The 12293-nt window shown below is 58.1% G+C and carries 10 protein-coding genes; 1 reads left to right on the forward strand and 9 read right to left on the reverse strand.

Annotated features, from left to right (window positions below; all coding sequences use genetic code 11):
* The first annotated feature begins 41 nt into the window (after positions 1-41).
* Entirely contained in the window at positions 42-806 is a 765-nt protein-coding gene (locus N037_RS11140; protein WP_032640877.1) for an AraC family transcriptional regulator, read from the forward strand.
* Here the strand turns inward: N037_RS11140 and leuA are convergent.
* The 9 genes from leuA to nrdF form a co-directional block, all read right to left on the reverse strand.
* The gene (leuA, locus tag N037_RS11145) at positions 793-2448 is read right to left on the reverse strand and encodes a 2-isopropylmalate synthase (protein ID WP_032640879.1); all 1656 of its coding nucleotides are present in this window, start codon (positions 2446-2448) and stop codon (positions 793-795) included. The genes N037_RS11140 and leuA overlap by 14 nt on opposite strands.
* Positions 2449-2630: 182 nt before the next feature.
* Positions 2631-4178, reverse strand: a complete 1548-nt coding sequence (emrB, locus tag N037_RS11150) for a multidrug efflux MFS transporter permease subunit EmrB (protein ID WP_032640881.1) — start codon at positions 4176-4178, stop codon at positions 2631-2633.
* Positions 4179-4194: 16 nt separating this feature from the next.
* Positions 4195-5367, reverse strand: a complete 1173-nt coding sequence (emrA, locus tag N037_RS11155; RefSeq protein ID WP_029742047.1) for a multidrug efflux MFS transporter periplasmic adaptor subunit EmrA — start codon at positions 5365-5367, stop codon at positions 4195-4197.
* A 126-nt stretch (positions 5368-5493) separates the two neighbouring features.
* Complete coding sequence (mprA, locus tag N037_RS11160) at positions 5494-6024, reverse strand: transcriptional repressor MprA (protein ID WP_023333174.1); 531 nt, start codon at positions 6022-6024, stop codon at positions 5494-5496.
* A 313-nt stretch (positions 6025-6337) separates the two neighbouring features.
* Positions 6338-7522, reverse strand: coding sequence for an MFS transporter (locus N037_RS11165; RefSeq protein WP_023333173.1), 1185 nt, complete (start codon positions 7520-7522; stop codon positions 6338-6340).
* Between the two features lie 208 nt (positions 7523-7730).
* Complete coding sequence (proX, locus tag N037_RS11170; protein WP_023333172.1) at positions 7731-8726, reverse strand: glycine betaine/L-proline ABC transporter substrate-binding protein ProX; 996 nt, start codon at positions 8724-8726, stop codon at positions 7731-7733.
* A gap of 9 nt (positions 8727-8735) precedes the next feature.
* The gene (proW, locus tag N037_RS11175; protein WP_023333171.1) at positions 8736-9806 is read right to left on the reverse strand and encodes a glycine betaine/L-proline ABC transporter permease ProW; all 1071 of its coding nucleotides are present in this window, start codon (positions 9804-9806) and stop codon (positions 8736-8738) included.
* Complete coding sequence (gene proV, locus N037_RS11180; protein ID WP_023333170.1) at positions 9790-11001, reverse strand: glycine betaine/L-proline ABC transporter ATP-binding protein ProV; 1212 nt, start codon at positions 10999-11001, stop codon at positions 9790-9792. Before proV ends, proW begins: the two co-directional genes overlap by 17 nt.
* Before the next feature lie 331 nt (positions 11002-11332).
* The gene (gene nrdF, locus N037_RS11185; protein WP_032640885.1) at positions 11333-12292 is read right to left on the reverse strand and encodes a class 1b ribonucleoside-diphosphate reductase subunit beta; all 960 of its coding nucleotides are present in this window, start codon (positions 12290-12292) and stop codon (positions 11333-11335) included.
* Position 12293 lies beyond the last annotated feature (1 nt).

Raw genomic sequence — 12293 nt, forward strand, 5'->3', positions numbered from 1 at the left:
TCTCCCTCAGGGAGAGGGTAGGGTGAGGGTGGTTTAATCCCATGACCACAACCGCAACCTTCTGCTTTACCCATCGTCCCCTCGTTCCGTTTGCCCATGATTACGTTCATGGCGACAGTGAGCCGTGGCATCAGCACGACTGCGCGCAGCTGTTGCACACCCTGAGTGGTGTGGTACGGGTGGATACCGCATCGGGCTGCTGGGTTGTTCCTCCGGGTCGCGGCGTCTGGCTGCCGGCGGGGACCCGCCACTCGCTTCGTATCACCGGCAACGTCGCAGCGCGAACGCTGTTCATCGATCCGCTGGCGCGGGCCGATCTCCCCGCAACCTGCCAGATCGTGCAGATCGCGCCGCTGCTGCGCGAGCTGATCCTCGTCTCCCTTGCTTTACCTGAATCGTACGCACCCGGAAGCCGGGATGAGCGCGTCTATGAGCTCATTCTCGATGAAATCCGCACTATGGCGGTGCTGCCGTTTCATCTGCCCGAGCCGGAAAGTGAGGCATTACGTCACCTGTGTCTGCAAATCCGGCAAAACGCGGGGGAAAGCTGGAGCGGCGCGCAGGCCGCGAGCCTGATGAACATGAGCGAGCGCACCCTGAACCGCCATTTTCAGCAGCAGACGGGATTAAGCTACGGCGAGTGGTTGAGAAGGGCGCGCCTGCTGGAAGCCTTAGTGCGGCTGGCGCAGGGCCAGCCCGTATTGCGCGTGGCGCTGGATCTGGGTTACGGCAGCCACAGCGCCTTTACGGCAATGTTCCGCCGGGTGATGGGCGTCTCCCCCAGCGATTACTTTAAGAACGACTGACGGCGTTTAAGAGCGCCTGAAGCGACGCGCGCGCCACGTCGCTGTCAATGCCCACGCCCCAGCGGCTGCTGCCGTCCTGGAACAGGCAGCGGATGTAGGCCACCGAGCGGCTGTCGCTGCGTTCGCCTAACGTATGCTCGTGATAATCCTTAATTACGAACGGGGCGTTGACCCAGCGGCTTAAGCCTTGAGCGGCGGCGGAGAGCAGACCGTTACCCTGACCTTCCAGCTGGCGCGTTCCCCCCTGCGTAGCGATGCTTGCCGTCAAACGCAGCTGGCCGTCCTGCTGGCTGTCGCTGCGGTAGGATTGCAGCGCAAACGGCGGCGTGGCTACCAGGCCGTAGCGGGTGCGGAACAGGTGCCACAGCGCATTCTGCGTCATCTCTTTTCCGTGGCGATCGGTTTCCTGCTGTACGTGCTGGCTGAAATCCTGCTGCAGGGCGCGGGGTAATTTCAGACCATGATTCTGTTCGATGAGCCACGCGCTGCCGCTTTTCCCTGACTGGCTGTTCACGCGGATCACCGCTTCGTAGGTGCAGCCGATATCCTGCGGATCGACGGGCAGGTAGGGCATCTCCCAGCGCTCGCCAGGCCTGCGGGCATCAAAGCCTTTTTTGATCGCGTCCTGGTGCGAGCCGGAGAAGGCGGTATAGGCCAGCCGACCCGCCCAAGGATGGCGCGGATGCACCGGCAGTTGGTTGCAGGCTTCCACCACTTCCACCACCCGGTTCATGTCGCTAAAGTCCAGATTCGGGCTCACGCCCTGGCTGTAGAGATTCATTGCCAGCGTCACCAGGCAGACGTTGCCCGTGCGCTCCCCGTTGCCAAACAGGCAGCCCTCCACGCGGTCTGCGCCCGCCATCACGGCCAGCTCGGCGCTGGCGACGCCGGTACCGCGGTCGTTATGCGGATGCACGCTGATGCAGACGTCGCGGCGGCGGCTGAAGTGGCGACAGAAATACTCGATCTGGTCGGCATAGACGTTCGGCGTGCTCACTTCGACGGTGGCCGGTAAGTTGATCACCATGGGCCGTTGGTCGCACGGCTGCCAGATCTCCGCCACGGCTTCACAAATCTCCAGCGCAAACTCTGGCTCGGTAAAGCAGAAGGTTTCCGGGGAATACTCATACTGCCAGCGGGTGTCCGGATTCTCTTCACACAGCTGACGAATAAGCCGCGTGGAGCGCGTCGCCAGCTCGACGACCTGCGCTTTCTCCATGCCGAACACCAGGCGGCGGAACAGCGGGGCGGTGGCGTTGTAGAGATGGACGGTGGCCTGTTTCGCACCGCGCAGGGATTCGAAAGTGCGATGAATGAGATCTTCCCGCGCCTGGGTTAACACCTGAATCGTGACGTCATCCGGGATGCGGTTCTCTTCAATCAGCTGACGAACAAAGTTGAAGTCCGTCTGCGAGGCGGAGGGAAAAGCGACCTCGATCTCTTTGAATCCGCAGCCCAGCAGCAGATCCCAGAACTGCAGCTTGCGGGTGCTGTCCATCGGCTCGGCAAGGGCCTGGTTGCCGTCGCGGAGGTCGGTTGAGAGCCAGCGCGGCGCGCGGGTGATGCGCTGCTCCGGCCAGCGGCGGTCGGGCAGGGAGAGGATCGGATAGGGTTGGTACTTGTCGGCGGGTGTGTTCAGCATGATGCGCTCCTGTTGTCTTTTCACTATCGTGAATTGATTTCAGGCGCGCTGCTTTATCGGAACTGACAACCGCTGTCGCGTTCTGGACACGGTGCGGTTTTTTGCCGGATGGCGGCTACGCCTTATCCGGCCTACGTTCGTAGGCCCGGTAAGCGCAGCGCCACCGGGCAACTGTCACAGGACTAGTGCGCCCCACCGCCGCCGCTACCGGCACCAAACGGGGGTTTAGCAAACCACACCAGCCCCAGCAGGACGATAAAGATCCCTGCCGATATCCAGAAAATCTCGTTGGCCGAGATAATCAGCCCCTGGTTGGTGATCTGCTGGGCAATCCACCCTGACGCCTGTTGCTCCGTCATGCCCATTCCCTGCAGCTGGTTGTACATCTGCTGAGAGTTCGGGTTGAACGGGTTCACCGCTTCGGTCAGCTGCGCATGGTGCATCGATTCACGGTTCGTCCACAGGGTGGTGGTGATCGACGTACCAATCGAGCCCGCCAGCGTTCGCGTAAAGTTCGACAGGCTCGATGCCGCCGCCATGCGCTCAGGCGGTAAACCGGAAAGCGTAATGGTGGTCAGCGGCATAAAGAAACACGCCACGGCAAAGCCCTGAATAAACTGCGGCCACGCGGACGCGCCAAAGTCCATTCCCGGTTCGAACGTATACGCGCGCCAGTAGAAGCACACGGCGTACATGATAAAGCTGAACGTCACCAGCCTGCGCATGTCGAGCTTGTGGGCGAAGCGGCCAATAATCGGCGACAGCAGAACCGGAATCAATCCAACCGGTGCCGAGGCTAAACCTGCCCAGGTTGCGGTATAGCCATATACCTCCTGCAACAGCTGCGGCAGCAGAACGATCGCGCCGAAGTAGAGCATGTAGGCGAGGCTGATACACAAACAGCCGATGGTGAAGTTTCGCGACTTAAACAGCGACAGGTCGACTATCGGATTGTCGTCCGTCAGCTCCCAGACAATCAGGAAGCTCAACGACACCACCGCGACAATCGTCAGGATGATGATCTCCCGGGAGTTGAACCAGTCCAGCTCTTTGCCCTGGTCGAGCATGACCTGCAGGCTACCGATGCCGACAACCAGCAGTGCCAGACCAATGGCGTCGATACGCCGCTGTTCCGTCCGGGTTTCTCTGCCGCGCAGCGTCTGGAGCGTCAGCATTACCACGATGGCACCAATCGGTACGTTGATGAAGAAGATCCAGCCCCAGTGATAGTTGTCGCTGATATAGCCGCCTAAGATAGGCCCGCAAATCGGGGCGACAATCACGGTCATCGACCACAGCGCCAGCGCAATCGAGCGCTTGGCGGGCGGGTAGTTGTTCAGCAGCAAGCTCTGCGACAGCGGGATCAGCGGCCCGGCGACAATCCCCTGAATAACGCGGAAGAAGATCAGCATCGTCAGGCTGCTGGACATGCCGCACGCCCAGGAGGCAAGAACGAACAATACCGTCGACCAGAGGAACAGCTTCACTTCACCGACGCGCTTTGCCAGCCAGCCGGTAATCGGAATGGAGATGGCATTTGCCACCCCAAACGAGGTAATGACCCAGGTCCCCTGGCTCAGCGACGAGCCAAGGTTACCAGCGATGGTCGGGATCGCCACGTTCGCGATGGTGGAGTCCAGCACCTGCATGAATGTCGCCAGCGACAGCGCGATGGTCATAATGACCAGCTGCGCGCCTTCCAGCGGTTTTTGCGGCTTTTGCTGTTGCATAACGCTCACCTTCGGATTAACCGGCGTTTGCCTTCACGATGTCATCGATCAGCTTGTTGACCGGATCGAGGCTAATTTCACGGGCGTTACTTTCATAAGCCGGGCTGCTGCGAACCTGGCTTGCCAGGATCTGACCGTCGCGGTTGGCGGTGTCGACCGTCACCAGCGTTGACAGGCCGATACGCAGCGGGTGATCCGCCAGCTGTTTGGCATCCAGCTCAATACGCACAGGCAGACGCTGAACCACTTTGATCCAGTTACCGGTGGCGTTTTGCGCAGGCAACAGGGAGAAGGCGCTGCCGGTTCCCATATCCAGGCCGACCACTTTACCGGTGTACTTCACGTCATCGCCGTAGATGTCGCTGACAACCGTCGCGGTCTGGCCGATACGCATATGGGCAAGCTGCGTCTCTTTAAAGTTGGCGTCTACCCACAGATTGTCTGCCGGCACGACTGCCATCAGCGGCGTGGTTGGGCTAATCTGCGCCCCTGGCTGGACGGAACGACGGGAGACGTAGCCGGTCATCGGGCTGACGATTTTGGTACGCTGCAGGGCAAGCCACGCGTTGCGCACTTCGGTCGCCGCCTGCTGTACGGCGGGCTGGTTTTCCAGGCTGGTGCCCAGCACCATCGCCTGGTTGGCGTTGTACTGTTGAATGGCTACATCCAGCTGTGCCTGAGCGCTGGCAACGGCGTCGCGGGCGTGCTGCAGCTCTTCACGGCCAATCAGGTTGGCGGTGCCGAGCGGAACGCGGCGGTTCAGGTCGCTCTGCGCCTGCGCCAGCGCCGTTTTCTGCACGTCGATGTTGGCCTGCAGCTGTTTGCTGTTGATCATCAGCTGGCGGGTCTGACGAACGCTGGAGGCCAGCGCGGTCTGTGCTTTTTCAAACGCCTGCTGGGCGTCGGTTGGATCGAGGGTCACCAACACATCGCCTTTTTGCACAAAGTCGGTATTGTCAGCCCAGACTTTCGTCACGCTGCCCGACACCTGCGCCATAATTTGTACCTGGTTTCCTGCCACGTACGCGTCGTCAGTCTCTTCAGCATGACGCAGTACTAAAAACCAATAGATCCCATATGCCACGGCAATAATGATAAAGAGCAAGGTCAACAGAAGAAGGGCGCTCTTACGTTTGCCTTTCTTGTTGCCCGGTTGCTGCGGGGTAGTGCTCTCCGCATTTGCGCTCATTGTTGTTCTCCACGATCTTCTTATTTTCACATCGGCTGAGCCGACCTGTTGTCAGAAAGGCCAGCAGTGTGACGTGCTGGCCTGTCGGTTTTCTTATAAATCTGGAATGGTGAGCGTGTCGTCGCGTTAGCGCAGCGCCTCAAGAACGGCGCCGTCTTCATCCATCTGGTCCAGACGGGTGAGCAGCTTGCGAGTGATGTGCTCAAGCTGGTCGCGCTCGGCGGTGCTGAGGACAGACCAGAGTTTGTGCAGGCAGTTGTGCTGTGGTGGCAGCACCTCGCGCAGGAACTGGTGACCTTTGTCGGTCAGTTGCAGATGCAGGCAGCGGCGATCGTTGTCACTTTCACGGCGCTCAATCCAGCCGCGCTTTTCGAGTTCATCGGCAATACGGGTCGCATTGGTACGGGAGGAGCCCAGTGCGCAGCTCAGTTCGGAAGGCTGAATGCTGTGATTTTCCTGAGACTCCAGCGTGATCAACGCCATAAACAACGTCTCGTTAATCCCTTGAGCTTTCAGCATTTTATTACGGTTTTCCAGTAGCTTACCCTGCATGTGCATGCACAGGCGAGTCAGCAGGATTTCCTGGTACGGGAAGTCCTCATGGCGACTGGCGCGGAATTTAAGCATTTGTTCAATGGGCGTAAACGAACTATCCATTTGGGCATAACCTCATTAATTACAGCCGATATAGTAACGATAGTGACAAATAATGTAAATGAATTATTTGTGCGGTTATATCCGCCAAACTTATGTCACCATCAGAAAGCGCCGGGTAAGTCCGTGACCCGGTGAGCACAGAAAGCGTAGGGGGTAAACCCGCTGAAGAGAGGATGTGAGGACGGGGGTCTGAACTATTCATGCCGATTGTAAATATGTCACCCACATTAAAATTTCTGGGATAAATGATTACGTTTACATTAACAGAGTGAAGGGCCTCTTAACACCCTAAGAGGCCAACGCAATGTAAAACTTAGTGAATTGCATCCTGACGATGGTAGCCGCGCCACCATACTAGCAGGTTAAGGGTGGCGACGATGGCCCCGATCGCGCATACCCCCGACCAGCCTGCATGCTGCCACGCCGACGCTGAAATAAGTGAACCCGCAGCGCCGCCGATGAAGTAGCTGGTCATGTATCCGGCCGTCAGGCGGTTACGCGCCTCTGGCTTCACGCGATAGATGACGGTCTGATTGGTGATGTGAACGCCCTGTACGGTGAGATCGAGTACCAGGATGCCGACGATCAGCGCCAGCACCGAGAGATGTCCGTACCAGATCGCCGCCCAGGAGAGCAGAAGTAAAACCAGCCCAGCGGAGGTGGTCAGGTGGGATTTGCCCTTGTCGGCCAGCCCGCCTGCGGGACGCGCGCCCAGTGCCCCTGCGGCACCGGCCAGGCCGAACAGGCCAATCACCCCTTCGGAATAATTGAACGGCGGGGCGGCCAGCAGAAACGCCATCGACGTCCAAAGAATGCTGAAGTTGGCGAAGGTGAAGCAGCCCAGCAGGGCGCGGGTGCGCAGAAGCTTATCCTGGGTGAACAGACTAAAAACGGAGGCCAGCAGCTGCGGATAGTTCAGGTGGTTTTCCTGCTTAACCTTTGGCAGCCCGCGCCACAGCGCCAGCGCCATGACGACCATCAGCACGCTCGCCACCCAGTATACGGTGCGCCAGCCGCCGAGGCTTGCCAGCAGCCCGGCAACGGTTCGCGCCAGCAAAATCCCCAACAGCAGGCCGCTCATGATAGTGCCCACTACCTTGCCGCGTTTTTCCGGGGAGGCGAGGGTCGCGGCGAGCGGGACCAGGATTTGCGCCACCACGGAGAACAGCCCCGTGAGCGCGGTACCGACGATCATCATCGTCAGCGACTGGCTGCTGGCGGTGATCAACATCCCACCGGCGGCCAGCAGGGTCATGGAGACGATCAGCATTCGGCGTTCAAACATATCGCCGAGCGGCACCAGGAACAGCAGCCCGGCGGCATAGCCCAGCTGTGCTGCGGTAACGATAAAGCCTGCGGAGCTGGCGGAGAGATTGAACGCGCGGGCGATAGTGTCGAGAAGAGGCTGCGCGTAATAGTTGCTGGCGACTGCCAGACCCGTTGCCACGGACATTAAAAGGATGAGCGCGGGGCTAAGCCCCTGAGGTGTTTTGGTCATTAGTTTCAGGAATCGTTAGTTGAGTGATTATTTTTCCGGAAACCATAATAGCGAATGATTGTGAAAGTTGGGGGATTGTTGGGTGATGTATTGTGCGGTTTAGGGGGATTGTGCGGTTTGATCCCCTCACCCCGGCCCTCTCCCTGTGGGAGAGGGAGGTCATCGTCCCCTCTCCCTTTGGGAGAGGGTTAGGGTGAGGGAAAATGTTTTACTTCTGCGCCGCAAGCGCCTCTTTCACCCAGCCGTCAAACTGCTGCTGGTGGGCTTTGATCCAGCCGTCCACGTGGCCTTTCACATCCGCTTCAGACGATTTGCCCGCATGCATCATCGCGTTCTGGGCGTTAATGTCAGCCAGCGGGAGCTTCATCACCGAGAACAGCTTCGCCGCCGCCGGGTTTTTCTCCGCCCAGGCTTTGTTGGCCACGATATGCATGGTGTTCACCGGGAAGCCGTAGTTCATGCCGTTCGGCAGCTTGGTGTCGATATCTTTCTGCTCGCCCGGCAGGGAGGAGAACGGCACCTGCAGCCACACCACGTCTTTACCCGGCTTCAGCACGTCGCTCACCCAGTACGGCGTCCAGGTGTAGTAGATCACCGGTTTACCCTCTTTGAAGCGGGCAATGGTGTCGGCCATCATCGCGGAATAGTTGCCGTGGCTCACGTCGACCGTTTTCGCCAGATCAAACGCTTTGTTCTGGTGGTTAATCACCGCTTCACAGCCCCAGCCCGGCGAGCAGCCCATCATGTCAGCCTTGCCGTCACCGTTGGTGTCAAACAGCTTGGCGATCTTCGGATCCTTCAGCTGTTCAATGTTGGTGATGTGATACTTATCGGCGGTTTTCTTGTCGATCAGATAACCCTGCGCCGCACCCGTCACGAAGGTACCCTCGCGATAGAATTTCTTGTCGCCACCGGCGGCGGCATACATATCGTCATGCAGCGGCTGCCAGTTCACCGCGGTAAAGGTGGCGTCACCGGAGGCAATCGAGGTATAGCCCACGTTGTAATCCACTTCGCTCGGCGTATTGACCGTATAGCCCAGCTTCTCCAGCGCGCGGCTGACGATCAGGGTCTGGAAGCTCTCTTCCGAAATGGTGCTCTGCACCGGCTGTACGGTAATGCCTTTGCCAGGCAGCTCAGCCGCAAACGTGCTGGTGGAGACAAGGGTGGCAAACGCTGTGGCAAAAAGTACGTTATGTCGCATCGTTTTTCCTTATTTTGACTTCGTGAAAGGGCGGGTGAGTAACCCGACAGGGCCGGTGGTATACCAGCGACGGTTGCCGCGACTGCGTGAATCACGACCGACGGCCTGGGTCAGGCGGTCAAGAATAATGGCGAGGATCACGATGCCCACGCCGCCGACGGTGGCCAGCCCCATGTCGAGACGGCCAATGCCGCGCAGCACCATCTGGCCCAGACCGCCCACGGCGATCATTGAGGCGATTACCACCATCGACAGGGCCAGCATCAGCGTCTGGTTAACGCCCGCCATGATGGTCGGCATCGCCAGCGGGAGCTGAACTTTGAACAGCATCTGTCGCGGGCTGGCACCGAACGAGCGTGACGCTTCGATCAGGTCCGCAGGCACCTGGTTGATCCCAAGGATGGTCAGACGAATAATCGGCGGCAGAGCGAAGATAATGGTCACCACCACGCCCGGCACGTTGCCGATGCCGAACAGCATCACGATAGGCACCAGATAGACGAACGCCGGGGTGGTCTGCATCGCATCCAGCAGGGGACGAATAATCTTCGCCGCCCGCGGGCTGCGCGCCAGCCAAATCCCCATTGGTAAGCCGATGACAATGCAAAAGAGCAGGGCGGTCAGCACCAGCGCCAGGGTGATCATCGCCTGCGACCAGGCCCCAATCGCGCCGATGGCAATCAGCGAGATCAGCGTGGCGATCCCCATCCCCGCGCTACCAAACTGCCAGGCGATCAGGGAGAACAGGATAATGGCGACCGGTGCCGGCATGCCCAGCATCAGCTGCTGGAAGCCGTTCAGGATGTAATCCACCGGGACGCGGATCCCCTGGAAGACTGGACGGAAGTGCGTGACCACCCAGTCGATCCCCTCTGTGACCCAGCTGTCCAGCGGGATCAGCGTTTTGTGGAACGGATCCATGATGTTGAAATGTTCTGGCGCAGGCGCGGGTGCGCTGTTGAGCCAGTCTGCCGCGCCGCCGCCATCGGTCGGCGCTGGCGTGGAACCCCACGCGTCGGCGGATTGCGCAGCGCTGTCCGCTGCCTCAGTGGCGCCCCACGGGTTAGATTGATCGGTCATTGTTTGCCCCCTCGCGATCTAAAGCCTGCAGCAGCATCCGTTTTGAGATGATGCCGACGTACTGTTGTTCCTCACCCACGACCGGCACGGCGCACGGCGCCTGGCCCACGTGAGAGAGCAGCTCGCTGAGCGGCGTTTCGGCATCCACGGCAAGCGGAGCGTCAATTAACGCCGCATCGATTCCCTGGTTCTCAGTGAGAGCCGTTTTCAGGGAGTCGATGGAGACAATGCCAACAAATTTATTGCCGCGTTCAACCAGATAACCGTATTCACGGTCTTCGTCCTGCAGCAGCTTCAGCGCCGAGCGCGGGCCGAAGCCTGGCGTTTTACGGATAATGCCGTTTGGCGCTCGACGGGCAATATCTTTAGCGCTAAAGACCTGGCTAATATCCACGCCGCGGAAGAAGGTGCGGACATAATCATTCGCCGGATTATTGAGAATTTCATCCGGCGTGCCGACCTGTACCACTTCACCGTTTTGCATAATGGCAATACGGTCGCCAATACGCATGGCTTCATCCAGATCGTGGGAAATAAAGACAATCGTTCGCTGATGTTTAGCCTGTAATTTTACCAGCTCATCCTGCATCTCGGTGCGAATTAACGGATCGAGGGCGGAGAAGGCTTCATCCATTAATAATATGTCTGGATTAATGGCTAATGCACGGGCTAATCCCACGCGCTGGCGCATACCGCCGGAAAGTTCATCCGGGTACGCATGCGCATAATTTTCCAGCCCGACCTGACGCAGTGCATCAAGGGCTTTTTCCTGACGTTCCTGAGCGGGCGTGCCGGCTAATTCCATCCCGAAAGCGGTATTATCCAGCACCGTCATGTGCGGCATCAGCGCGAATGACTGGAACACCATTGCGATCTTCTTTCTGCGCACCTCGCGAAGCTCAGCGTCTGATATTCTGGCGATATCCACGCCGTCAATCAGCACCTGTCCGCGGGTGGGTTCAATCAGGCGATTGAGAAGGCGAACCATAGTGGATTTACCCGAACCGGATAATCCCATGATGACAAAAATCTCGCCTTCTTCAATGGCCAGACTGGCGTCTTTAACGCCAAGCGATAGCCCGGTTTTTTCCAGAATTTGCTCTTTCGTAAGGCCTTTCTCAATATATTTGAATGCGCGCTGCGGATGCTCGCCAAATACTTTATAAAGATTTTTCACTTCTAATTTAATTGCCATGCAATAGAGAGTGTCCTGTTATTTGTTTATGCCGATATGATTACCATGGTAAATTGTTAACGGGCATAACCCTAACATACTGAGAATCTGAGACAACCCTGAGTCGGGCTGAGGGGGGAATTTTGACGCAAGCGAAACGGCTGAATTTCCCATGAATAAAGGGCTGAGGGTGGTTTGAATTTTTCTCAATTTTTTGCTGCTGCATAGGGAAATTTCGCCTGAATCGGAATAATTCAGGCGAATATGACGTGGGAATTACAGTGTAGTTGTTTTGTAAATATTAGAGTGGGAATTGTTGGGTTTATATTAAATTAACGAACGTTAGCGTTCATTAAAAATCCCAGTCTCCATCCTCGGTTTCCACCGCTTTGCCCATCACATACGATGAGCCCGATCCGGAGAAGAAATCGTGGTTCTCGTCGGCATTGGGCGATAGCGCGGCCAGAATCGCCGGGTTCACCTCCGCCATTTCCGGCGGGAACAGCGCGTCGTAACCCAGGTTCATCAGCGCCTTGTTGGCGTTGTAGCAGAGGAAGGCCTTCACGTCGTCCTCCCAGCCGGTGCCGGCGTAGAGTTCCTCGGTATAGCTCAGCTCGTTGTCGTACAGATCCATCAGCAAATCGAGCGCGAAGCCTTTAAGCTCCTCGCGCTTTGCCTCGCTGACTTTCTCCAGCCCCTTCTGATACTTATAGCCAATGTAATACCCGTGTACCGCTTCATCACGAATGATGAGCCGAATCAAATCGGCGGTGTTGGTGAGCTTGCCCCGGCTCGACCAGTACATGGGCAGCCAGAAGCCGGAATAGAAGAGGAAGGATTCCAGGAACACGCTGGCAATCTTCTTCTTCAGCGGCTCGTCTGCGCGGTAATATTCCAGCACCAGCTCCGCCTTTCTCTGGAGTGACTCGCTCTCTTCGCTCCAGGCGTAGGCCGCGTCCACGTCTTTGGTCTGGCACAGGGTGGAGAAAATCGAGCTGTAGGAGCGGGCATGCACCGCCTCCATAAAGCTGATGTTCGACATCACCGCCTCTTCATGCGGCGTTAGCGCGTCGCTCATCAGCGCCGGAGCACCGACGGTATTCTGAATGGTGTCCAGCAGCGTCAGGCCGGTAAAGACGCGGATCGTCAGCTGCTGCTCGGCGTGGCCGAGCGTTTGCCAGGCCGGAATATCGTTGGAGAGCGGGACCTTTTCCGGCAGCCAGAAGTTGCTGGTCAGGCGGTTCCACACCTCCAGGTCTTTATCGTCCTGGATTTTGTTCCAGTTAACGGCACTCACGCGTGACAGTTTCATC

Origin of the sequence: Enterobacter sp. EGD-HP1 (assembly GCF_000733275.2) — a bacterium.
GTDB lineage: Bacteria > Pseudomonadota > Gammaproteobacteria > Enterobacterales > Enterobacteriaceae > Enterobacter.

Excerpts from the sequence above, each read along its gene's own strand:
- N037_RS11140 (WP_032640877.1), top strand. The coding sequence starts at position 42 with ATGACCACAACCGCAACCTTCTGCTTTACCCATCGTCCCCTCGTTCCG.
- leuA (WP_032640879.1), bottom strand. The coding sequence starts at position 2,448 with ATGCTGAACACACCCGCCGACAAGTACCAACCCTATCCGATCCTCTCC.
- emrB (WP_032640881.1), bottom strand. The coding sequence starts at position 4,178 with ATGCAACAGCAAAAGCCGCAAAAACCGCTGGAAGGCGCGCAGCTGGTC.
- emrA (WP_029742047.1), bottom strand. The coding sequence starts at position 5,367 with ATGAGCGCAAATGCGGAGAGCACTACCCCGCAGCAACCGGGCAACAAG.
- mprA (WP_023333174.1), bottom strand. The coding sequence starts at position 6,024 with ATGGATAGTTCGTTTACGCCCATTGAACAAATGCTTAAATTCCGCGCC.
- N037_RS11165 (WP_023333173.1), bottom strand. The coding sequence starts at position 7,522 with ATGACCAAAACACCTCAGGGGCTTAGCCCCGCGCTCATCCTTTTAATG.
- proX (WP_023333172.1), bottom strand. The coding sequence starts at position 8,726 with ATGCGACATAACGTACTTTTTGCCACAGCGTTTGCCACCCTTGTCTCC.
- proW (WP_023333171.1), bottom strand. The coding sequence starts at position 9,806 with ATGACCGATCAATCTAACCCGTGGGGCGCCACTGAGGCAGCGGACAGC.
- proV (WP_023333170.1), bottom strand. The coding sequence starts at position 11,001 with ATGGCAATTAAATTAGAAGTGAAAAATCTTTATAAAGTATTTGGCGAG.
- nrdF (WP_032640885.1), bottom strand. The coding sequence starts at position 12,292 with ATGAAACTGTCACGCGTGAGTGCCGTTAACTGGAACAAAATCCAGGAC.